Here is a 20,418-nt window from a genome sequence, read left to right on the forward strand (position 1 = left end):
AAATGCAGATACACATTTGCAGTGTAGACCGTGCGTCCCGCGCTTGCCGCTCAGCTTTCCGCGTTCAAGCGTCCATCTCGCAGGCGGTAACGCTGCTGCATGCGTCCGGCGAGTTCCAGGTCGTGGGTCACCAGCACCAGGGCCGTGCCCAACTGCTGGTTCAGCTCCAGCATGCAGTCAAACGCTTGGCGGGCGTTGTCACTATCCAGATTACCGGTGGGTTCATCCGCCAGCAGGCAGGCCGGACGGGTGACCAGCGCGCGGGCAATGGCGGTACGCTGGCGTTCCCCGCCGGACAACTCACCGGGTTTGTGCGCGGCCCGAGTCGCCAGGCCCACTTGCTCCAGCAGGGCCAAGGCTTGCTTGCGGGCTTCAGCGGCAGGCTGCCGCCGGATCAGCAGCGGCAAAGCCACGTTTTCCAGCGCCGTCAGCTCCGGCAACAGATGGTGAAACTGATAGACAAAACCCAGCGACTGATTACGGACCGCACTGCGCCGTGCCTCGCTCATGCTGGAGAAGGCTTGCCCGTTCAGACGAACTTCACCCTTGGCCGGCTTGTCCAGCCCGCCCAGCAGATGCAACAAGGTACTCTTGCCGGAACCGGACGCGCCGATGATGGCCACCCGGTCGCCCGCGGCAATCTCCAGCTGGACCTCGCGCAATACATCAACCGCGGTGACCCCTTTACCGTACTGTTTGCTCAGCGACACGGCCTGCAGGATAGGCGTTTTACTCATAGCGCAGGGCCTCCGCCGGTTGCACACGTGACGCACGCCAGCTCGGATACAGGGTCGCTACAAAAGACAAGCTCAGGGAAATGGCGGCAATCCAGCCCACTTCATTCCAGTGCAGGTCAGACGGCAAGGTGGACATCATGTAGACCTCGGGCGGCACCAGCTGCATGCCCAGCACCCGCTCCAGCCACGGAATCAACACATCAATATTCAACGACAAGGCCACCCCGCCCACCACGCCAAGCGCAGTACCGATCAGGCCGGTAATCATGCCCTGCACGATGAAAATGGCGAGGATACTGCCGGGTTTGGCGCCCAGCGTGCGCAGGATGGCAATGTCCGCCTGCTTGTCGGTCACCAGCATCACCAGGGTGGAGACCAGATTGAAGGCTGCTACCATGATGATCAGGGTGAGGATGATGGTCAGCATCACCTTCTCGGTCTGCACTGCACGGAAATAGCTGGCGTTCTGCAAGGACCAGTCGGTGGCGTAGGTATCACGCGGCAATTGCGCCAGCAGCTGCAGCCGCAAGGTGGGCGCACGGTCGGGGTCGTCCAGCCGCACCCGCACCCCGCTCACCGCATCACCCAGCCGGTAGAGCTTTTGCGCATCCCGCAGATGAATCAGTGCCACATTGGCATCCACGATGTTGTAATCCATGTGGAAAATGCCGCTCACCGTAAACTGCTTCATACGTGGGATCACGCCGGCGGGGGTGACCTGGCCATCGGGCGCCATCAGCACCACCTTGTCGCCCACATAGACGCCCAGCTCACGCGCGAGCTGGGAGCCCAGCACGATGTTGAACGCGCCGCCCTGGAGGGCATCCAGCCGACCCTGCCGCATATGCCCGGCAAAATCAACCACCTGCCCTTCCAGTGCCGGGTCCACGCCACGAATCAGCGCCCCCTTGACGTTGGATTCCCACGACAGCAAGCCTTGCGACTCCACGTAGGGGGCCGCACCCAGCACATGCGGCTGCTGGCGTGCCAGTGCCCGCACCGCAGGCCAGTCCTGCAGCTGCGGCATGCCCTGCACTTCCAGATGCGCGGTGGTGCCAAACATCTTGGCCCGAATTTCCTTCTGAAAGCCATTGACCACCGACAGCACGGTAATCAGCGCCAGTACCCCCAGCGCAATGCCGAGCATGGACGCCAGCGAGATGAAGGAAATGAAACTGTTGCGACGCTTGGCCCGCGTATAGCGCAAGCCCAGCATCAATTCAAAATGGCGCACCGCGCACCCCAGTCAGCAAGAAGTCGGCAGTGTGCCACAGCCACCGGCTGCCGTCAGCCCGGCACCGAGACACAGCGGTTCAAGGGCAGTGACACACTCTGCCAGACCTGGGGCGCATTCGGCGCATCGGCCCAAGCCACCAGTCGCGCCGCCTCGGCCACGGCAGGCAGCCGGATGGTCTGTCCATCGCCGGTCACCTCGGCCGACCACAACACCGCATGCTGATGGCTCAGGGTTCGACCGGCATTTTCCCCCCGGGCGATGGCGTGCGAGAACGGCGCACGCGTCAAGGCCAGCTGGTAGCGTACCGGCACGCCCTCAGCCTTGCCCTGCAGTGCCACCTGCAGGCCTTGCGCATCCTGTGACAACACCTGCAGTTGCAGGCTCACCCGCGCACGCGCCTGCCGGGCTGTCTGCACACGGATGCCCTCCCAGGCTTCCAGTGAGCGGCCATTGAGCATCACCTGCGGGGTATAGACCACATTACCGCCTTCACGCTGGACCATCTGTCGCTGTCGACGCGACCAGGCGGCTTGGCTCAGGGTGTCGGTCCAGCCCAGTCCGTTCCAGTAATCCACATGCCAAGCCAATGCATTGACCTCCGGCGGCAGCCGGCCCAGCCAGGCGTCTGCCGGCGGGCAGCTGCTACAGCCTTCCGAGGTATACAGCTCCACCAGCGGCAGCGGGTAGGCCGGGCTGCTCACCTGACACAAGGGTGCGGCTGCAAGCGGCAGCCAGCAGGCACTCAACCATCCCATCCAGCGATACACCATGATGCTTGCTCCTGTCGCCACGATATCCGCTTGGTCGCACACCACCGCCGACGGCTTACAGTGCTGCGCTACAATGGACGCATGAAACTGAACCTCTACCTGCCCGGCTTGTGCTGGACTGACGCCGACCCCGCGCTGTACCAGCAATTGCCCACCCCGGCGCTAGACCTGCTGTTCCGCCGTGCCCGCCACCGCCCCTTGGGCCTCGACGGGCTGACGGTCCTGGCCGACCGCCTGGGCCTGCCTCTCCCCTTGCCGCACGCTGCGCTGAGCGCACTGGGGTTGGGATTGAACGCAGAGGAAGGGTACTGGCTGCACGCCGACCCAGTGAGCCTGCAACCCTCTCGCGGCGAACTGATCCTGCTCGACAGCAGCCAGTTCACGCTGGCTAGCGACGAGAGTGACGCCCTGCTGGCGGCGCTGAACACGCATTTTGCTGACGATGGCTTGCAGTTTGTCGCCGCCGATGCCACCCACTGGTTCCTGCGCCTGCCTTCTGCTCCGTCGATGCACACTACGCCGCTGCTGCAAGTGTTGGGGCGGGATATCCACCCGCGTCTGCCCCAGGGCGAGCAAGCCATGCACTGGCACCGTCTGCTCAATGAGCTGCAGATGTTGCTCTACCAGCATCCCGTCAACGATGTACGCGACCGGCAGGGTGATCCGCTGGTCCACAGTGTCTGGCCGTGGGGTGAAGGCGCGCTCCCCCCGACACAACCCAGCAAACACCCCCTGCAGCTGTGGGCCGATGCACCACTGTGGCAAGGCATTGCCCGCTGGCAACAGCGTCCCATCCAGCCTTTGCCCACGGATGGCACGCGCTGGCTGGCCTCCACCCCCACCGGCGAGCACCTACTGGTGCTGCCCCAGCTGCAGGCGGCCACGGCCTGGCAGGATGGCTGGCAGTGGCGCGAGGGGCTGCTGCAGCTGGAGCAGCGCTGGTTTGCCCCGCTGTGGCAAGCACTGTGCAAGGGCCAAGTTCAGCAATTGAACCTGCTGTGGGAGGGGCCACAAGGTCTGGTCGGCAGTAGCTTGACTCCGGCCGTGCGCGGGCGCTTCTGGCAGCGCAGCCGTCCCTGGCATCAGCTGCGCATCACACTGGAACACGCCACCGCATTGGCCCCTGCACTAGCGCTGGATTGGCACTAAACACTCTACCCAGTCATGGTTAAGCTAGGAGCCACTGTTTTTTAATCCTTATCCGATACTGGAGTGTTCATCATGTCACGAGATCCTGTCATCAACCCGTTTGGGCAAGCCATTGGCTATCCGGTGGCGAACTGGCAAGCGCTGAGCGGTCCGGAGCATATGGTGATGACAGGCCGTTACTGTCGACTGGAGCCCTTGTCCGGCGCCCACTTTGATGGCCTGTGGCAGTGCCTGATGAGCGATGAGGCGCAGGATACCTGGACCTACCTGATGGATCGCCCGGCCAGCCGTGCCGAGTTCGATGCCTGGCTGAGCAAGCGGGTCGACAGCAGCGACCCGCTGTTTTTCGCCATCCTTGATCAACAAACCGGTGCGGTACTGGGCCAAGCCAGCTATTTGCGCATCGACCGCAAGGAAGGCGCGGTCGAAGTCGGCTGGTTGCACTATAGCCCAGCACTGCAACGCAGCCGGATCGCCACCGAAGCGATGTATCTGATGATGAAGCAGGCGTTTGCCTGGGGCTACCGCCGCTACGAATGGAAGTGCAACAGCCTCAACGCACCGTCTTGCCGCGCCGCGGTGCGCCTGGGCTTCACCTTTGAAGGCATTCACCGTCAGGTGCGGGTCGACCGTGGCCATAACCGTGACACCGCCTGGTACAGCATTCTTGACCATGAGTGGCCCCGTATCTCGGTGGAGCTGGAGCGCTGGCTGTCGCCGGACAACTTTGCGCCGGATGGTCAGCAGCGCAGCCGCCTGGACCTGTCAGCAGCCTGAGACGGGTTGCCCGGCCGGGCCACGGGTGACCACCAGGATCACCGGCTCCTGACCGGGCTCTACCACGGCCAGTGTGCTGCCGGGGCACTGCTTGGCGCGCTTTTTCATCAGGGCCGCCTGCTCTGCCAGTGCATGATGGGTCATGCTGCCCTGCCCGGACACCACCACGGCGCCCAGGGAAAGACTGGTCAGCGGGAACTGCCCCTCCTGCCCGGTACGGTCTGTGGCATGCAGTCGCCCCTGGCGTCGATGCTCAGGATCAAACAGGTGCGCGGCCTCTTCGTCAAAGCGAAACAGGGCATGCCGACAGCGTGATTCCCAATCGGCGCTGCGCATCAGCAGCATGAAGTCATCGCCGCCAATATGGCCAATGAAGTCCAGCTCGGCATGGCAGGCGTCCACCAGGATGCGTCCGGTCAGGCGAATCAGGTCGTCCCCTTGCCGGTAGCCATACAGATCATTGAACGGCTTGAAATGGTCCAGATCGGCATAGCAGGCAACAAACGGCGTGGCCTCCGCCAACAGCCGGTCGACCTGTTCGTCGATCGGCACATTCCCTGGCAACTGGGTCAGGGGGTTGGCATAGCGGGCGGCGGTCAGCTGCTGCGCTGTAATGGCCCGCATCAGGTCAAAGGCGCTGCCAACGCCCTGATACAGCCCGCCATCGGTAATGACAAAGCCCTTGCCCAGTTGCGCGCGCCCACCCTCCAGCACCTGCTGGCTCAGGTGTGTCAACGCGGTATTGGCTTCTACCACCAGCGCATCTGCATCCATCAGTACCCGGCAGGGGCGACGGCCATACAGGTCGCGCTTGAACGGGCCGGCAAACAGCTCCAGCAAGGTCTGCCGGTCCAGCATGCCCAGCGGACGGCCATGATCGACCACCGGCAGTGCCACCAGATCCGGCTCACGGGCAAAGCGCTGGTAGACCGCCTCGCAATGCACATCCGGCGCGACCGGCTCAACCCGGTGCAGCAGGGAGTGCGCCACCACTTGCCCCGGGCGGGCATTGCGCTGCTGGTGGGCACGGCGAGCCTCGCTCTGAATGGTGGCGACCACATCCTGATCCAGCGGCGTTACCGCTTCTGGCTGTGGCTTGCCCAAGAAGTAGCCTTGACCGTAGCTGACCCCGAGTTCTTGCAGCACCCGCAGTTCACGATGGCTTTCAATGCCTTCGGCGATCAGCAAGGCACCGGACAGGGTGCACAGCTGCTGAATGGTCTGGGTAAAGTGCCGCTTCATCGGCTCCGCGTCGATTTCCTGCACAAAGTGCATGTCCATCTTCACGTAAGCGGGCTTGAGCTCATGCCAGCGACGCAGGCTGGAATAACCCGCGCCGAGGTCATCCAGTGCCAGCGCAAAACCGGCCTGACGATAGGGGTCCAGACTGCGCAGCAGTTGCGTCAAACTGGCGACCGGGCGTTCCTCGGTCAGCTCCAGCACCAGTTGTGAGGGGCGCATGTCCAGGTCTGCCAGCTGTTGCTGCAACTGCTCGCTGGAAAAACCGGGACTAAAGAAACAATCGGCAGAGGTATTGAGAAACAGCTGACCCGGCAAGCCCTGTTCGGCAAACGCCCGCAGGATCACCTTGCGGCAGCAGGCCTCCAGCTGCAGCAGCAGGCCGTGCCGTGAGGCCACTTCAAACAGCGCCAGCGGCGTTGCCAGCACGCTGCCTTGCGGACCACGGATCAAGCCCTCAAAACCGAGGACGCGCCCCTGTCGCAGGTCCACAATGGGCTGAAAGCAGGCATGCAAGGCCTGCTCGTGCAGTAATTGCACCAGCAGACCCAGCGTTTCATCCCGCTCAGTCCGGCTCAAGACGTGTAAGGACACCTCATCCCGCCTGTCAGTTTTGCAGGTCCATAATGCGGACAAGCTTACGGCGGGTGTATTACTGGGCCATGACAGGCCGGCCGGGGAACAGTCCGTACTTCATGCACACAGAACATGTGCCGGCGTGTGGGGCAGCTGTGGATAAGCCCCGCAACACCCTGTTGTTGTGGCACTTTTACTGCTTGCCCAAAAAACAGGCAACCCCTACCCTCAGGCCTCGTCAGGGCTTTGATTCAGCCCACCCACCGCACTCATGCACAGCGAAGTTGAACCGGGCTGAGGGCAAGCTGTGGATGGGTGGGGTAAGCCCCTGTTCACAAAACATTTTTATGGATTGTGCAAAAAATGGTCAGCGCCAGATTTTACCCACGCACAGCCTGAATGCAAACGGGGACAGCCTGTGGAAAACCATGCTAAGCCCATGAGCGGGCAACGGTTTTTGGCGTTGCCCAAAAAACAGTCAACTCAAACGGCTGCAGCAACCTTGCTGCGCCATAAAGACCAGCGGCCGCTACCCTGCGCCACCAGCACCAGAATCAGCAAGCCCCACTCCAGATGGTCCAGCGCCGCCGCATGGGCATTGGGCAGCAACAGCACATGCCGGTAGGACACAAAGGCCATCAGGTTGATCATGAACAGGCTGGCTGCGGCAAAGCGGCCAAAAATCCCCAGCAGCAGCAATACCGGCATCACCAGCTCGCCAAAGGTACCCATTACCGCCGCGAGTTCCGGCGGCAGCAGGGGGACGTGATACTCCTCGCTGAACAGCAACAGCGTGGTATCCCAGTCGCGCAGCTTGGTCAGCCCTGAGAGGAAAAACACACGAAACAGGTACAGTCTTAACAGCAACAACACCAAAGGATTCAGCCAGGCGGCCAGTGTTTCTCCGGCCTGGTGCCATTGGCAAAGCCGCGCTAATGTCTTGTTCATTCCTCGTCACTCCAGTGTACTTCACACAGGATCGCCCTGTGCATCCAGTCTTGCAGCAAAGGCCCTGGCTCGAACCCCGCATCACAGTGCAGCGCCGTATTCAGCGCCTCGGCAAACGGCTGCTGCTGCATCACCGCCAGCATGAAGGCTGCTTCTGCCGCCGTGATCGATTCGACGTGCAGCTGCAGCCCCTCCCGCCAGACGCGTACCGCCCCGCCCCCTTGCCCCAGATCGACCTCCGGCACCTCATCCAGCCCCGGCTGGTGTGCCGCCCAGATGGCGGTCAGCGGCCAGGGTGAATCCAGCAAGGCCACCGCTGGGTGCAAGACAAAGCGCAGCTGTGCAATCTGCGGCGGCGGACACGCCGCCAATACCGCGGGGCTCAGCCCCGCCCGGTCTGCGGCGTAATACGCCCGGTGCAATTGCCACTCCAGGCGGGCCACATCCGGCAGATAGGGATAGTCCGCCACCGGCGGGAATATCTGCAGGAAATCAGCCAGCCCTGAACCATAGTCGTGCAGGTTGCCACTTTCTGACAGATGATCACGCACAAAGCGCTGGGCGAGCGCCTGGAAGAAGTCCTCACCCAGCAGCTGCTGCAAGATGGGGTAAGCACCCTTGAGTGCCTCCACCCGGTTGCCCACATGGTTGTTCCGGTAAGCGGCAATCCGCGCCGGGCTGCTGGCGTCAAACAAGGCGGCAGGCACATCTTCACCCAGCAAAACGGCGGCCATGCCTGCCAGCTGTTGCTCAAGCGAGGGCATGGTTCACCTCCGTGCGGGACCGGTGCTGCTGCAGGCGACGGCTGACTTCTTGGTATTCAATCAGCAGTTCGGTCAACGGCGGGATATTGCCGTCCCGCTCCAGCAAGGTCGGCTGCGGCCCAAAACGCTGCCATGCTTGCTCCAGCAACGCCCATACCGGCTCGATCACGGCGGCGTCGTGGGTATCAAGCAGGAAACCATCGCCCTGGCTGTGCCCGGCAATATGGATCTCCTGCACGGCGTCACACGGCAAGGCGGCCAGGAAGGCCTGCGGGTCCAGCCCGAGGTTGATCTGGTTGACGTAGACGTTGTTGACATCGAGCAGGATGCCGCAGCCGGTACGGCGATGCAGCTCGGCCAGCAGCGCGGCCTCGTCGGTGTCGGCCCCAGCAAAATGCACATAGGCCGAGACATTCTCGATCAGCACCGTACGCCCCAGCGCATCCTGCAACTGGTTCACCTTGTCCGCCACATGCAGCAGGGCGTCCTGGCGGTAAGGCAAGGGCAGCAGGTCATTGAACACAGTGTCGCCCACCCGGTTCCAGCTCAGGTGCTCAGACACGCTATGCGGCTCAATCTCGCGCACCAGGTGCTGCAAGGCCGTCAGGTGATGCGGGTCCAGCGGGCCGGGATTGCCCAGCCCCATGCCCACGCCGTGCAAGCTGATCGGGTAGTCGGCACGCACCCGCCGCAGCGCGTCGAGATTACGGCCGCCGCCAAAATAGTTTTCGCTGTGTACTTCCCACCATGCCACATCCGGGCGTTGCTGCACCACGTCGCGCACATGTGGACTGCGCAAGCCCAAACCCGCTGCCAGCGGCAAACCTTGCTTGACCGATACCACGGCCCTCTCCTGTCAGATCCTGCAAACACAACGGGCCGCCGATCCCGAAGGACACGGCGGCCCGCATGGGCAGGCAATTGCCGCCCAAACAACCGTTCAGACTCAGCTGGCGGGCTTCAGCTTGCCGCCCATTTTCACGCAGCTGCCTGCCGCCACGTACTTCCACTCGTTCGGGTCATTGTTGGTGGTGGATTGACCAGCGCAGCTGTGCGAGCCATTGGCCGAAGCGCAGTCATTCTGGCCCGCCTTGGTGATACCGTAGCACTTTTCCTTGGCGCCATCGGCCTGGGCCACGCCGCTGGTCAAGCTGAGCGCCAGCAAACCGGAAACGGCGCCGAGCATCAGTGCGTGTTTCTTGTCCATGAAATTACTCCTTGTTGAGTTGGGCTACCCTGCCGGCAGCGTAAGGGAAAACATAAGCGATTGCAGATGAATGAATCCTGAACTACGTCGGACCTTTTCCTTCGGGTTCTGTTCCCGCGGCTTCAACTGCAACCTTCCTGCTGCTTGGTCAGGCGTGACCCCGTTATTCTTACAGGCATTTGGAAAAAAATCTGCCTGCAGGTAGCATAGTTCACCAGCAGCCATCACACCATGCCCCATGAGCAAAGCCTTTACCCGCGAAAACGATCAGGACGACGATGATGATCTGGGCGGTGCCCCGCCTGTTCCGTCCGGCAGCAAGAACTACATGACCCCCAAAGGGCACCGTCGCATGCAGGATGAGCTGCGGCAATTGGTCACCACCACCCGCCCGGAGCTGGTGCAGGTGGTCAGCTGGGCCGCCAGCAATGGTGATCGCTCGGAAAATGGCGATTATCTGTATGGCAAGAAGCGGCTGCGCGAAATCGACCGTCGCATCCGCTTCCTCACCAAGCGGCTGGAACAGGCGGAGGTGGTGCCGACCACCCGCACCGATACCGACCAGGCGTTTTTTGGTGCCACTGTCTGCTATAGCCATGCCGACGGGGTGGAGCGGACCGTGTCCATTGTCGGGCTGGACGAAATCGACCCAGCGCGTGGCTATGTCAGCTGGATTTCACCGATTGCCCGCGCGCTGAACAAAGCCCGCGCTGGCGATGTGGTGCGCCTACAAACCCCGAATGGCTGGGAAGAACTGGACGTGCTCGACGTCCGCTACGAGGATCTGGATTGAATGTTGCCCTCTCGCTTTGAACCGGCCTTAACCCCGCCAGCTGACAGCCCGGCAGCGCCACTCTACTTTGTGTTCCGTAACGGTGAGCTGCTGCTGCAAGGTGAACCGCCACAACTGGCGCCGCTTCCGGCCCAGACCGACGGGCTGCATTATCTGGGCCAGCTGGAAGACACCCCTTGCTACACCGCCCACTACCCGCATGACGATACGCCGGAAGGCTGCCAGTGGGTGGGCCTGCGGGCCAGCCACGCGCTGATCGGCAATGAGCTGTTCCAGATTGCCGGGCGTGCCAGCCAGATTCTGGAATGGGACCGCAGCCATCGCTTCTGCGGTGTCTGCGGTAACCCGACCCGGATCAAGCCGGGTGAGCGGGCGCGTGAGTGCACCGCCTGCGGGCATCAGGTCTGGCCGCGTATCAGCCCGGCCATGATGGTGCTGGTTCGCCGTGGCAAACAGCTGCTGATGGCACGCGGCCCACACTTCCCGCCGGGGGTCTACAGCGCGCTGGCGGGCTTTGTCGAAGCCGGGGAGTCGCTGGAACAGACCGTACACCGCGAGGTACGTGAAGAGGTCGGCGTACGCATCCACAACCTGCGCTACTTCCACAGCCAGAGCTGGCCGTTTCCGCACTCGCTGATGCTGGCCTTTACTGCAGACTATCTGGAGGGTGAGCTCAGCCCGGATCAGTACGAGATCGAGGACGCGCGCTGGTTTGACATCGACGATCTGCCAAACTGGCCGTTCAAGGCCAGTATTGCGCACCAGCTATTGAGCCACGTGGTGGCGCAGATCCGTCAGGAAGAAGGCTGAACCCTCAGGCGGCGGGAGTTTCTTCCGCTTCTGGCGCCACCTCCTCCGCCTTGGCTTCCAGCTCGGCGGCCTCCTTTGGGTGACGCCGCCGCCAGTGCAACCAGTGCAGCACATCGTGCAGCACCTGCTTGCCACTCTTGACGCCTTGCATGCCCAGCCAGACCGTCCACCACAGTACGATCACCAGCAGCGGCCCCCATGATGGGGACTGCAGCAGCACGTGCAGCACCAGCCCGAGCAAAGCCGCCCCACCAGCCAGGCAAAGGCCTCCGAACAGTAAGTCGAGCAGAGAGAGGGGACGAGGGGGCATATCGGCCATTATAGCCGGGTGGCTGCGCAAGAAACAGCCAGCACCTTTATTTCAGCAGCGGCTTGAGATAGGGCCAGATCGCCTCCAGCAGCAAGGGCTGTGCGGCGGCCACCGGATGGATACCATCCGCTTGGAACGCCTCGCGCTTGCCCGCCAATGGGGCCAGGAACAAGGGCATCAGGCGAACTTGTCGCTGCTCGGACACCTGACGGTACACCGCACTGAACTTCTCGTTGTAGGCCTTGCCATAGTTGGCAGGCATCTGCATGCCCACCAGCAGCACCTTGGCGCCAGCCTGCTGGCTCAGCTGCACAATGGCAGACAGGTTGTCCGTGGTGGTATTGAGCGGCAGTCCGCGCAGGGCATCGTTGCCACCCAGCTCGACGATGATAATGCCCGGCCGGTGCTGCTGCAGCAAGGCCGCCACGCGGCTTCGGCCGCCAGCACTGGTTTCACCCGATACACTGGCATTGACCACCTGATGCTGACCCGCTACCTTCTTGCTCAGCAGGTCCACCCAGCCTTGGTCACGTTGCAAACCATAACCGGCGGACAGACTGTCCCCCAGCACCAGAATGGTAGCCGCATGGGCCATGCCGACCAGCAGGCCTGACAATCCGAATACGATACGACGCAAGGTATACTTCCCTCCATGACTGATACAACGGCCATCCTGCAAGCCACCCGTCTCGGGCGCACGGTTCAAGTCCACGATCAGGCCCTGCCCTTGCTGCAGGACATCCACCTGACGGTTCACGCCGGTGAAACCCTGGCGGTGGTGGGCCGCTCCGGTTCGGGCAAATCCACATTGCTGGCCTTGCTGGCCGGACTGGACCAGTTTGACCACGGCGACGTGCAGTTGTTCGGCCAATCACTGGCCGGGCTGGATGAGGATGGCCGAGCCCGTTTGCGTGCAGGCCGGGTCGGCTTTGTGTTTCAGAACTTCCAGCTGTTGCCCACGCTGAGCGCACTGGAGAATGTGCGTTTGCCATTGGAGCTGGCTGGCGACCGTGAAGCCGATGCCCGTGCGCGAGACATGTTACAGCAAGTGGGTCTGGCCGAGCGCATCGAGCACATGCCGGCACAGTTATCCGGTGGTGAGCAGCAGCGGGTGGCGCTGGCGCGCGCCTTTGTCATCCGCCCGCAGCTGCTGTTTGCCGATGAGCCGACGGGCAACCTCGATGCCCATACTGGCGAGCAAATCAGTGATCTACTGTTTGACCTCAATCAGCGCTTCGGCACCACACTGGTACTGATTACCCATGATGAGGAGCTGGCACGCCGCTGCCAGCGTCGGCTTACCTTGTCGGGGGGGCGTCAGCTGACGGAAACGATGGAATCGTCCACCACCTGAGCCAGGGCTTCCAGCAGCAGTTGCGGGTCATTGGCCTTGAGGCGACTGGCGTCAGACAGCATGCGCCGCCACACCCGCGCACCAAAGCAGCCCTGGAACAGACCCAGAATGTGGCGCGTCATGAACTTGAGGGGCACCCCGGCCTGCAGCTCCCGTTCCACAAAGGGCAGAAACGCCTGCAGCACTTCCGTACGGGTCGGCAAGGGGTGATCGTCACCGTACAGCCGGGCATCCGCCTGCACCAGTGCGTAAGGGTTATGGTAGGCCTCGCGCCCGATCATCACACCGTCGACATGCTGCAAATGCGCTTCCGCCTGCTCCAGCGTGGTGATGCCGCCGTTGATGAGGATTTCCAGCTCAGGAAATTCGGCTTTCAGCTGATAGACATAAGGGTATTTCAGCGGCGGAATTTCCCGGTTTTCCTTGGGGGACAAGCCCTTGAGGATGGCATTGCGGGCGTGCACGATGAACACCGTGGTCTGGCTGTGCCGTGCGACTGCCTCCACAAAGTGGCGCAGATAGTCGTAATGCTCCACCTCATTGATGCCGATGCGGTGCTTCACCGTCACCGGGATCGACACCTGGTCCTGCATCGCCTGCAGACATTCCGCCACCAGCGCGGGCTCAGCCATCAGACAGGCACCAAACGAGCCGGATTGCACCCGCTCGCTGGGGCAGCCGACATTGAGGTTCACCTCATTGTAGCCCCATTGCTCCGCCAGTTTGGCACAGCGTGCCAGGTCGGCCGGATCGCTGCCTCCCAGTTGCAGCGCCACCGGTTGCTCCAGCGGGTCAAAGCGCAGAAAGCGCTCACGGTCACCATGCAAGATGGCGCCGGTGTTGACCATTTCGGTATACAGCCAGGCATGGCGGCTGATCTGGCGGAAGAAATAGCGGTAAAAGCGGTCGGTCCAGTCCAGCATTGGCGCAATCGCCAGACGCCGGGTCGGCAGGGCAGTCATGTCAGGTAGAGGTCGTGCAAAAGGATGGCATGCTACCTGAAGGCTCTGCCGCACGGCAAAGTTTCCGACAGGCGTTGCTGCTGGGCAGCAAGACCGTTAGAGTAAGCTTTTCCTGCTGACGAGCCCGACCATGACCTTGCACGCCCTGGCCCCCAATCTGTGGCACGCCCAACATCAGTTCAGCGTTTTTGGCATCCAGGCCAGTTCGCGCATGACGGTGGTCCGCTTTGCCAATGGGCAACTGTGGCTGCATTCACCGATCCGGCTGACCCCGGAGCTGCAAGCCGCGGTCAGCAATTTGGGAGAGGTGGCCTGGCTGGTGGCCCCCAGCAAGATGCATCACCTGTTTGTGGGAGACTGGCAGCGGGCCTTCCCTCAGGCCAAACTGTACGGGCCACGCGGTCTGGCACGCAAACGTCCGGACTTGACCACCCTGCAGCCGCTCCCCGAGCAAGCCTTGCCGGAATGGGCGGATGAGCTGTTGCAACTGCCCATCCGGGGCATTCCGGCGATGGGCGAATCGGTCTGGCTGCACCGCGCCAGCGAAACCCTGATCCTCACCGATCTGTGCATGTGGATCATGGGTGACGTCCCCGCCAGCAGCCGCGCTTACGCCAGCCTAATGGGCGTGCGCAAGGCACCCAACGTGTCGCGACTGGTGCGTTTCGTCACCCGCGACAAGCCCGCCGCGCGAGACAGCATCCGGCAGATGCTGCAATGGCCGATCTCGCGGGTAATCCTCGGCCACAATACGGTGCTGGAGCAGGATGCCAAGGCCACCTTGCTGCAAGCACTCAACTGGTTTGAACGCTGAGCCCGCTGTGCGACAATAAGACCCTCAGCTGGAATGGCATCATGCACATCGACCTCGACATTGACCTCAAAGGGCTGAACTGCCCGCTGCCCATTTTGCGTACCAAGAAGGCACTGGCCGACATGAGCAGCGGCCAGACGCTACAGGTGTGGGCCACCGACCCCGGCACCCCGACCGACTTCGCCCAGTTTTGCCGCCAGACCGGGCATCAACTGCTGCTGTCCGAGCAGGTCGACGGGGCTTTCCACTTTGTGCTGCAGCGCAAGTAAGACCTACGCCCCGCGTGTCAGCCCCAGCTCACGCAAGCCCTCAGCCACCGTCGGGTAGCGCAAGCGATAGCGCAATTCCCGCTTCAGCCGCTGGTTCTCCAGCTGGCGTGACTCATTGAGGAAAGACAACAAACCGGGTGACAGCTGCTGTTGCGCTTCAGCGCGGCTGATACGCGGCGGGCGCGGCAGGTGCAGGGCATCGGCCACGGCATCGAAGTAGTCTCCCATCTTTTGCCGGGAATCATCGCAGGCGTGGTACACCCGCTGCGGCCTGCCCCGAAACAATGCTGCCGCTATGATTCCGGCAAGGTCATCAGCATGGATGTGATTGGTACAGCTGTCCTCTGCTCCGTGCAGCGCCGCTGTACCGGCGCGCAACCGTGCTTCCGGCAAGCGCGCTGCGGCATAAATGCCGGGTACCCGCAGGATGCTCAGCCGCCGCCGGGCAGAACGACCCCAATGCCGCAGGCGCTGCTCTGCTTCGACCCGACGCAAGGCACGCGGATTGCGCGCCGCCAAGGGCCGGGTTTCCGGCACCGCTGCCCCGCCACAATCACCATAGACACCGCTGGTACTGATGTAGACCATGGCTTGTGGTAAACTGTTGAATTTGCTTGAGTCTGCGCGGGATAGCATTGCCAGCAGGCGGCGTCCACGAGGGTCATCCCGCCCGTCCGGGTCCGGTGGTGCCAGCATCACCACATGGCGAACGAAACCGAGCCGACGGGTGGAAACCGGCCAGCGGTCGAGATCCCCCGGCAAGATGTGTGCGCCTTGCGCACGCCAGCGCTCGGCGCGCTCCGGATTGCGCAGCAGTGCGTACACGCGAAACCGGGGCAGCAGCCACGGCAGCAGACGCCAGGCAATATCGCCGCACCCCACCAGCAGCAGGGCGGGTTTACGACGATGCAAGGGTATTTTCATGGGCAGGATCCTCGGACACGCACCGGTATCCGCACAACAGGGAACGTTAACGTCATGTCTCGCCAAGTCACTTTGCAACCCAGCGGCCACCAGTTTACCGCAAATGAGGGTGAAACCATCCTGGACGCCGCCATGCGCGCTGGATACAACCTGCCCTACAGCTGCCGCAATGGCGCGTGTGGCTCGTGCAAAGGCAATGTACTGGAAGGCACGGTTGATTATGGCAACCATTCTGCCAATGCCCTGAGTGAGACTGACAAAGCGGCGGGCAAGGCGCTGTTCTGCTGCGCCGTACCGCAGGGTGATGTGACACTGGAAGTGCGTGAAGTGGCCGGCGCCAAGGACATTGTGGCCCGTACCCTGCCGTGCCGGGTACAGTCGATCGACAAACCGGCAGACGATGTCGCGGTGCTGTCGCTGAAGCTACCGACCAACGAGCGCCTGCAATTCATGGCGGGGCAGTACATTGACATCCTGATGAAGGATGGCAAACGTCGCAGCTTTTCGCTGGCCAATGCCCCGCATGATGACGAATTCCTGCAACTGCATATCCGGCACGTGGCGGGGGGCAGCTTCTCCGACTATGTGTTCAATGGCATGAAAGAGCGCGAAATCATGCGCTTCAACGGCCCGCATGGCAGCTTTTTCCTGCGTGAAGACAGCGACAAACCGATGATTCTGCTGGCCAGCGGCACCGGTTTTGCGCCGATCAAAGGGATAGTCGAGCATATGCTGCACGAACAGTGCGACCGCCCGGTGGTGTTCTACTGGGGCGCGCGCCGTCCCAAAGACTTGTACATGTTTGAGCTGGCCGCAAGCTGGCAGACCCTGCACCCCAACTTCAGCTTCATTCCGGTGGTCTCGGATGCACTGCCGGAAGACCAGTGGCAGGGCCGTACTGGCTTTGTGCACCAGGCGGTACTGGACGATTTTGCCGATCTGTCCGGTTATCAGGTATACGCTTGCGGTGCCCCCATCGTGGTGGAGGCCGCCCACAATGCCTTTACACGTGAGCGGGGTCTGCCCGAAGACGAGTTCTTCTCGGATGCCTTCTTCTTGTCCAAGGACATGAAGCCCAACGGTTGAAGCAGCAGCGGCAACCTCTCGTCTGCCAAACCATATTGATGTTTGGCGGGCTGACTATAGTACAGGCATGATGCCCAAACGCCCTCTCCTTTTGCTGTGGCTCTTCCTGCTGGCCTGCCGGCCGGCAGGTGCCTTGCAACTGTTCACGGAAGAGTGGCCCCCCATCACATTCAGCCGTGAGGGCAAACCCGCCGGGCTGGCGGTGGAAGTGGTACAGGCCATCCAGAAGCGGCTGGGCCAACAGCAGGATATCCAGGTGGTGCCTTGGGCGCGAGGCTATCGTATGGCCACCGCCCTGCCCGATGTCATGCTGTTTACCACCACCCGTACGGCTGAGCGTGAGCAGCTGTTCACCCTGGTGGGCCCGGTTGCACTGGGTATCAATAACCTGTATGTGCGGCAAGCGGATACCCTCCAACTGCGGGCGCTGGATGATGCCAAGCTGCATGGTCTGATAGGCGTTTACAAGGATACGGTGTTCCAGCAATTCCTGGAGCGACAGGGCTTTGACAACCTCGATATTTCACCGGACCCGCAAAGCGCTGCACGCAAGCTGCTGGCCGGGCGAGTCCGCTTCTGGTTTGACTCCAACCTGACCGCGCCAGCCATTCTGAAAGGGCTCCACGTCCCCACTACGGCCATACGCAGCGTAATGGCTGTCGAAGAAAACAACCTTTATCTGGCCTTCTCCAAAGGCACCCCAGCGGCTACCATCGAGAGCTGGCGTACCAGCCTGCAGGCGCTCAAGCAAAGCGGGGAATTTGCCCGCATCTACCAGCGCTGGCTCCCGGGCGAGCAGCCCCCCATGAGAGTGGAAGTGATCGGCATTCTGCCCCATTGATGGCTGGATTGCCGTCCATCCTGCTTTTTGTGCAGACCGTCTCTGTTTGTCTATAGTGCAAACAGAGACGGGAACTGTGGGAGGCATAATGAAGATGCCACGGCTGAAAGCAATACTGCTGTTCTCCTTTTTGTTGTCGATCCTCGCCAGCATGGCCGCCTCAGCCTTGCAGGTTTTTACCGAAGAATGGCCACCAATTACCTTCAGTGAGGCTGACAAACCCACTGGTCTGGCGGTGGAGGTGGTGCAGGCCATGCAGAGGAGAATCGGCCAGCAGCAGGCGATCCAGGTGGTGCCGTGGGCCCGTGGCTATCGCATGGCCACCACCTTGCCGGATGTGATGCTGTTCACCACCACCCGTACGGCGGAACGCGAGCAACTGTTCACCATGCTGGGGCCGGTGGCCTTGGGGGTAAACCATCTGTATGTGCGCCGCAATGACAACGTGCAGCTGCGTACGCTGGAAGAAGCCAAGACCATGGGCTTGGTCGGTGTATACAAGGATTCCGTCTGGCAGCAGCAGCTGGAGCGACAGGGCTTTGACACCCTGGATATCTCGCCCGATCCGCAAAGTGCTGCACGCAAACTGTTGGCCGGGCGGGTACGCTTCTGGTACGACTCCAACCTCACCGCCCCCGCCATCCTGAAAGAGCTGCGCGAGCCTACCACTGCCATCCGCAGTGTCATGGCGGTAGAAGAAAATGCCCTGTACCTGGCGTTTTCCAAAGGTACACCGGCCAGTACCATTGAAAGCTGGCGTCAGGCGCTGCAGGCGGTCAAGGACAGTGGTGAGTTTGCGCGTATCTACCAGCATTGGTTACCTGGCGAGAAGGTTCCCATGCGGGTGGAGGTGATCGGCGTACCCCCCGGCACCCCTACCCGCTGATCCGCTTTGGCTTGCGCAGGCCTGTGGCTTGCTGCATGATGAAATAACTTGAATTTCAGGAGTAGAGACCGATATATCCAGTAACAGACATCACGACCGTTCACCCGCCAGAAGGAGGTGCAGCATGCGTAACCCGAACACCGATATCCTGCATGTACTGGAACGCTCCGACATGATCCAGTTCAATGGTGAATACGCCCGGCCGGATTTTCTGTACGTGCCTGCCGAAGATGAACCCAGCCACCCCGACGATGTGGTCTTGGAAATCAGCGTGGCTGATGATGAAGTGGACTTTACCCTGTCCGAACTGGAAAACGCCAAACCCTTGGGTGAAGGCTCCTATCTGCTGGAAGACCGTGGCCTGCTGCGCTGCCTGAGCTCAGCCATCCTGCACTGAACCGCAGGATGTGGCATCAAACGAAAAAACGGCCCGCAAGGGCCGTTTTGTTTTCGGGTGGCCTACTCGGCCAGTAGCAGCTTGAGGTCGTGCACCCAGTTTTCCGTGCCATGACCCAGCGGCACCATCAGCCTGGCCCTGCCCTGCCGGTCCAGCACAAAGGAAGCGGCGGAATGGTCTACGGCATAATTGCCGTTGGCGTCCGGTTTTTGCGCCTCCCCGACCAGTTTGTAATTTGCTTTAAACTGGGCCAATGCTGCACCTTCGGCACGTAGCCCGAGGAAATCAGGCGAGAAATAGGTCACGTACTGCCGTAGCACGGCTGCAGTGTCGCGTGCCGGATCGGCGCTAACAAACAGTACCTGCACATCGCGGAAATCCTCACCCATCCGCTTACGCACAGTGGCGAGTTCTCCCAGTGTCACCGGACAGACATCCGGACAGTGGGTATAGCCAAAAAACAGCACCACCAGCTTGCCCTTGAAGTCGGCCAGCTTGCGGGCTTTGCCATTGAAATCCACCAGCGAGAAATCCCCGCCGATGGCGGAGCCGGTAATGTCGGTGGCTACAAAAGGCTCCGGCTGCTTGCAGCCCTGCAGACCCAGCAACAGCACAACCATCCATAGCCAGCGCCACATCATCCATGCCCCTTAAACGGTGACCGGCCAGTGCCAGTAATGATCCAGCAGCAACGCGGCGAACAAGAGGGACAAGTATAGGATGGAATAGCGGAAGGTATGCTGTGACAAAGCGTCGCTATAGTGACGGTGAATGCGAATGGCCAGCCACAGGAAGTAGGCCCCCAGCACCACCGCACTCGCCAAGTAGATCCAGCCCGACATGCGGATGGCCACCGGCAGCAAGGTGGCTGCGAACAGGATCACGGTGTAGAGCAGGATATGCAGCCGGGTAAACTGTGGGCCATGGGTCACCGGCAGCATCGGCAGCCCCGCCTTGGCGTATTCATCTTTGCGGTACAGGGCAAGTGCCCAGAAGTGTGGTGGCGTCCAGGTAAAGATGATCAGGAACAGCACCCAGGCTTCCGCTGGCACCTGCCCGGTAACGGCGGCCCAGCCCAGTACCGGCGGCATGGCACCACTGGCGCCGCCAATCACAATGTTCTGCGGCGTCGAGGGCTTGAGCAACAGGGTGTAGATGATGGCGTAGCCGACAAAGGTTGCCAGGGTCAGCCACATGGTCAGCGGGTTGACCCACAGCCAGAGCAGCACCATGCCGCCGCCGCCCAGCAGCACGGCCCACTGCAGCACCTCGCGCTCGGACACCTGCCCTTTGGGCAAGGGTCGGCCCTTGGTACGCGCCATCACCGCATCAATGCGCTGCTCCACCAGGCAATTGATGGCGGCGGCAGCGCCCGCCACTGCAGCAATCCCCACGGTACCCGCCAGCAGCACCGGCCAGGGCACCATCCCTGGCGTGGAGAGCAGCATGCCGATCACCGCGCAGAATACGATCAGCGACACCACACGTGGCTTGGTCAAGGCCATGAATTCCTGCCAGCGCAGGCGGGTGGAAGCAGGGGGGGTACTGATTGTCATGCCCATATCGCC

The 20,418-nt window shown here is 61.9% G+C and carries 25 protein-coding genes; 11 read left to right on the forward strand and 14 right to left on the reverse strand.

The window, feature by feature from the left end:
* Positions 1-50: 50 nt before the first annotated feature.
* The 3 genes from lolD to ACE3O2_RS03755 are packed head-to-tail and all read right to left on the reverse strand — an operon-like array spanning position 51 to position 2,744.
* A complete protein-coding gene (lolD, locus tag ACE3O2_RS03745; RefSeq protein WP_374334846.1) occupies positions 51-737 on the reverse strand; it encodes a lipoprotein-releasing ABC transporter ATP-binding protein LolD in 687 nt (228 codons plus the stop codon).
* A complete protein-coding gene (locus ACE3O2_RS03750) occupies positions 730-1,971 on the reverse strand; it encodes a lipoprotein-releasing ABC transporter permease subunit (protein ID WP_374334847.1) in 1,242 nt (413 codons plus the stop codon). Before ACE3O2_RS03750 ends, lolD begins: the two co-directional genes overlap by 8 nt.
* 53 nt (positions 1,972-2,024) lie before the next feature.
* The gene (locus tag ACE3O2_RS03755; RefSeq protein ID WP_374334848.1) at positions 2,025-2,744 is read right to left on the reverse strand and encodes a DUF1223 domain-containing protein; all 720 of its coding nucleotides are present in this window, start codon (positions 2,742-2,744) and stop codon (positions 2,025-2,027) included.
* Between the two features lie 81 nt (positions 2,745-2,825).
* Between ACE3O2_RS03755 and ACE3O2_RS03760 the strand changes: the two genes are divergently transcribed.
* Positions 2,826-3,893, forward strand: coding sequence for a hypothetical protein (locus ACE3O2_RS03760; protein ID WP_374334849.1), 1,068 nt, complete (start codon positions 2,826-2,828; stop codon positions 3,891-3,893).
* 72 nt (positions 3,894-3,965) lie between these two features.
* A complete protein-coding gene (locus tag ACE3O2_RS03765; protein WP_374334850.1) occupies positions 3,966-4,670 on the forward strand; it encodes a GNAT family N-acetyltransferase in 705 nt (234 codons plus the stop codon).
* On the opposite strand, the gene ACE3O2_RS03770 is transcribed toward ACE3O2_RS03765, so the two are convergent.
* The 5 genes from ACE3O2_RS03770 to ACE3O2_RS03790 all read right to left on the reverse strand — a co-directional run bounded on the left by ACE3O2_RS03770 (position 4,659) and on the right by ACE3O2_RS03790 (position 9,404).
* Entirely contained in the window at positions 4,659-6,503 is a 1,845-nt protein-coding gene (locus tag ACE3O2_RS03770; RefSeq protein ID WP_374334851.1) for a GGDEF domain-containing protein, read from the reverse strand. The two genes, ACE3O2_RS03765 and ACE3O2_RS03770, sit on opposite strands and share 12 nt — an antisense overlap.
* A 465-nt stretch (positions 6,504-6,968) precedes the next feature.
* The gene (locus ACE3O2_RS03775) at positions 6,969-7,433 is read right to left on the reverse strand and encodes a DoxX family protein (RefSeq protein WP_374334852.1); all 465 of its coding nucleotides are present in this window, start codon (positions 7,431-7,433) and stop codon (positions 6,969-6,971) included.
* A complete protein-coding gene (locus ACE3O2_RS03780) occupies positions 7,430-8,197 on the reverse strand; it encodes a putative DNA-binding domain-containing protein (RefSeq protein ID WP_374334853.1) in 768 nt (255 codons plus the stop codon). Before ACE3O2_RS03780 ends, ACE3O2_RS03775 begins: the two co-directional genes overlap by 4 nt.
* Entirely contained in the window at positions 8,184-9,041 is an 858-nt protein-coding gene (locus tag ACE3O2_RS03785; RefSeq protein ID WP_374334854.1) for a DUF692 domain-containing protein, read from the reverse strand. The genes ACE3O2_RS03780 and ACE3O2_RS03785 overlap by 14 nt, the downstream gene beginning before the upstream one ends.
* 102 nt (positions 9,042-9,143) lie before the next feature.
* Entirely contained in the window at positions 9,144-9,404 is a 261-nt protein-coding gene (locus tag ACE3O2_RS03790; RefSeq protein WP_374334855.1) for a DUF2282 domain-containing protein, read from the reverse strand.
* Positions 9,405-9,642: 238 nt separating this feature from the next.
* Here ACE3O2_RS03790 and greB point away from each other — a divergent pair, with 238 nt between their 5' ends.
* A complete protein-coding gene (gene greB, locus ACE3O2_RS03795) occupies positions 9,643-10,197 on the forward strand; it encodes a transcription elongation factor GreB (RefSeq protein ID WP_168876524.1) in 555 nt (184 codons plus the stop codon).
* Entirely contained in the window at positions 10,198-11,007 is an 810-nt protein-coding gene (gene nudC / locus ACE3O2_RS03800; protein ID WP_374334856.1) for an NAD(+) diphosphatase, read from the forward strand.
* 4 nt (positions 11,008-11,011) lie between these two features.
* On the opposite strand, the gene ACE3O2_RS03805 is transcribed toward nudC, so the two are convergent.
* Both ACE3O2_RS03805 and ACE3O2_RS03810 read right to left on the reverse strand, forming a co-directional pair.
* Positions 11,012-11,317: a hypothetical protein gene (locus ACE3O2_RS03805; protein WP_374334857.1), complete on the reverse strand. Its 306-nt coding sequence runs from the start codon at positions 11,315-11,317 to the stop codon at positions 11,012-11,014.
* A gap of 46 nt (positions 11,318-11,363) precedes the next feature.
* Positions 11,364-11,954 (reverse strand): arylesterase, encoded by a 591-nt coding sequence (locus ACE3O2_RS03810; RefSeq protein WP_374334858.1) that lies wholly within the window; start codon positions 11,952-11,954, stop codon positions 11,364-11,366.
* Between the two features lie 15 nt (positions 11,955-11,969).
* Between ACE3O2_RS03810 and ACE3O2_RS03815 the strand changes: the two genes are divergently transcribed.
* Positions 11,970-12,671, forward strand: coding sequence for an ABC transporter ATP-binding protein (locus ACE3O2_RS03815; RefSeq protein WP_374334859.1), 702 nt, complete (start codon positions 11,970-11,972; stop codon positions 12,669-12,671).
* Here the strand turns inward: ACE3O2_RS03815 and dusA are convergent.
* Entirely contained in the window at positions 12,635-13,633 is a 999-nt protein-coding gene (gene dusA, locus ACE3O2_RS03820) for a tRNA dihydrouridine(20/20a) synthase DusA (RefSeq protein WP_374334860.1), read from the reverse strand. The genes ACE3O2_RS03815 and dusA overlap by 37 nt on opposite strands.
* A gap of 130 nt (positions 13,634-13,763) precedes the next feature.
* Here dusA and ACE3O2_RS03825 point away from each other — a divergent pair, with 130 nt between their 5' ends.
* Entirely contained in the window at positions 13,764-14,447 is a 684-nt protein-coding gene (locus ACE3O2_RS03825; protein ID WP_374334861.1) for a DUF4336 domain-containing protein, read from the forward strand.
* A gap of 41 nt (positions 14,448-14,488) precedes the next feature.
* Complete coding sequence (locus tag ACE3O2_RS03830) at positions 14,489-14,716, forward strand: sulfurtransferase TusA family protein (protein ID WP_374334862.1); 228 nt, start codon at positions 14,489-14,491, stop codon at positions 14,714-14,716.
* A gap of 3 nt (positions 14,717-14,719) precedes the next feature.
* On the opposite strand, the gene ACE3O2_RS03835 is transcribed toward ACE3O2_RS03830, so the two are convergent.
* Positions 14,720-15,640, reverse strand: coding sequence for an NAD-dependent epimerase/dehydratase family protein (locus tag ACE3O2_RS03835; RefSeq protein WP_374334864.1), 921 nt, complete (start codon positions 15,638-15,640; stop codon positions 14,720-14,722).
* A gap of 54 nt (positions 15,641-15,694) precedes the next feature.
* Between ACE3O2_RS03835 and ACE3O2_RS03840 the strand changes: the two genes are divergently transcribed.
* The 4 genes from ACE3O2_RS03840 to ACE3O2_RS03855 all read left to right on the forward strand — a co-directional run bounded on the left by ACE3O2_RS03840 (position 15,695) and on the right by ACE3O2_RS03855 (position 18,850).
* Positions 15,695-16,726, forward strand: a complete 1,032-nt coding sequence (locus ACE3O2_RS03840) for a CDP-6-deoxy-delta-3,4-glucoseen reductase (RefSeq protein ID WP_168876532.1) — start codon at positions 15,695-15,697, stop codon at positions 16,724-16,726.
* Between the two features lie 133 nt (positions 16,727-16,859).
* A complete protein-coding gene (locus tag ACE3O2_RS03845) occupies positions 16,860-17,567 on the forward strand; it encodes a substrate-binding periplasmic protein (protein ID WP_374334866.1) in 708 nt (235 codons plus the stop codon).
* A gap of 88 nt (positions 17,568-17,655) precedes the next feature.
* Complete coding sequence (locus ACE3O2_RS03850) at positions 17,656-18,453, forward strand: substrate-binding periplasmic protein (RefSeq protein WP_374334868.1); 798 nt, start codon at positions 17,656-17,658, stop codon at positions 18,451-18,453.
* Between the two features lie 124 nt (positions 18,454-18,577).
* Positions 18,578-18,850, forward strand: coding sequence for a hypothetical protein (locus ACE3O2_RS03855; protein WP_168876535.1), 273 nt, complete (start codon positions 18,578-18,580; stop codon positions 18,848-18,850).
* Between the two features lie 62 nt (positions 18,851-18,912).
* On the opposite strand, the gene ACE3O2_RS03860 is transcribed toward ACE3O2_RS03855, so the two are convergent.
* Positions 18,913-19,491, reverse strand: coding sequence for an SCO family protein (locus tag ACE3O2_RS03860; RefSeq protein ID WP_374334870.1), 579 nt, complete (start codon positions 19,489-19,491; stop codon positions 18,913-18,915).
* Between the two features lie 9 nt (positions 19,492-19,500).
* A complete protein-coding gene (cyoE, locus tag ACE3O2_RS03865; RefSeq protein ID WP_374334872.1) occupies positions 19,501-20,406 on the reverse strand; it encodes a heme o synthase in 906 nt (301 codons plus the stop codon).
* Positions 20,407-20,418 lie beyond the last annotated feature (12 nt).

This window comes from Leeia sp., assembly GCF_041909055.1.
GTDB lineage: Bacteria > Pseudomonadota > Gammaproteobacteria > Burkholderiales > Leeiaceae > Leeia > Leeia aquatica.

Bases quoted from the DNA above. Each gene is read 5' to 3' on its own strand.
- lolD (WP_374334846.1), bottom strand. From the start codon at position 737: ATGAGTAAAACGCCTATCCTGCAGGCCGTGTCGCTGAGCAAACAGTAC.
- ACE3O2_RS03755 (WP_374334848.1), bottom strand. From the start codon at position 2,744: ATGGTGTATCGCTGGATGGGATGGTTGAGTGCCTGCTGGCTGCCGCTT.
- ACE3O2_RS03760 (WP_374334849.1), top strand. From the start codon at position 2,826: ATGAAACTGAACCTCTACCTGCCCGGCTTGTGCTGGACTGACGCCGAC.
- ACE3O2_RS03765 (WP_374334850.1), top strand. From the start codon at position 3,966: ATGTCACGAGATCCTGTCATCAACCCGTTTGGGCAAGCCATTGGCTAT.
- ACE3O2_RS03775 (WP_374334852.1), bottom strand. From the start codon at position 7,433: ATGAACAAGACATTAGCGCGGCTTTGCCAATGGCACCAGGCCGGAGAA.
- ACE3O2_RS03780 (WP_374334853.1), bottom strand. From the start codon at position 8,197: ATGCCCTCGCTTGAGCAACAGCTGGCAGGCATGGCCGCCGTTTTGCTG.
- ACE3O2_RS03790 (WP_374334855.1), bottom strand. From the start codon at position 9,404: ATGGACAAGAAACACGCACTGATGCTCGGCGCCGTTTCCGGTTTGCTG.
- greB (WP_168876524.1), top strand. From the start codon at position 9,643: ATGAGCAAAGCCTTTACCCGCGAAAACGATCAGGACGACGATGATGAT.
- nudC (WP_374334856.1), top strand. From the start codon at position 10,198: ATGTTGCCCTCTCGCTTTGAACCGGCCTTAACCCCGCCAGCTGACAGC.
- ACE3O2_RS03805 (WP_374334857.1), bottom strand. From the start codon at position 11,317: ATGCCCCCTCGTCCCCTCTCTCTGCTCGACTTACTGTTCGGAGGCCTT.
- ACE3O2_RS03815 (WP_374334859.1), top strand. From the start codon at position 11,970: ATGACTGATACAACGGCCATCCTGCAAGCCACCCGTCTCGGGCGCACG.
- dusA (WP_374334860.1), bottom strand. From the start codon at position 13,633: ATGACTGCCCTGCCGACCCGGCGTCTGGCGATTGCGCCAATGCTGGAC.
- ACE3O2_RS03825 (WP_374334861.1), top strand. From the start codon at position 13,764: ATGACCTTGCACGCCCTGGCCCCCAATCTGTGGCACGCCCAACATCAG.
- ACE3O2_RS03830 (WP_374334862.1), top strand. From the start codon at position 14,489: ATGCACATCGACCTCGACATTGACCTCAAAGGGCTGAACTGCCCGCTG.
- ACE3O2_RS03835 (WP_374334864.1), bottom strand. From the start codon at position 15,640: ATGAAAATACCCTTGCATCGTCGTAAACCCGCCCTGCTGCTGGTGGGG.
- ACE3O2_RS03840 (WP_168876532.1), top strand. From the start codon at position 15,695: ATGTCTCGCCAAGTCACTTTGCAACCCAGCGGCCACCAGTTTACCGCA.
- ACE3O2_RS03850 (WP_374334868.1), top strand. From the start codon at position 17,656: ATGAAGATGCCACGGCTGAAAGCAATACTGCTGTTCTCCTTTTTGTTG.
- ACE3O2_RS03855 (WP_168876535.1), top strand. From the start codon at position 18,578: ATGCGTAACCCGAACACCGATATCCTGCATGTACTGGAACGCTCCGAC.
- ACE3O2_RS03860 (WP_374334870.1), bottom strand. From the start codon at position 19,491: ATGATGTGGCGCTGGCTATGGATGGTTGTGCTGTTGCTGGGTCTGCAG.
- cyoE (WP_374334872.1), bottom strand. From the start codon at position 20,406: ATGACAATCAGTACCCCCCCTGCTTCCACCCGCCTGCGCTGGCAGGAA.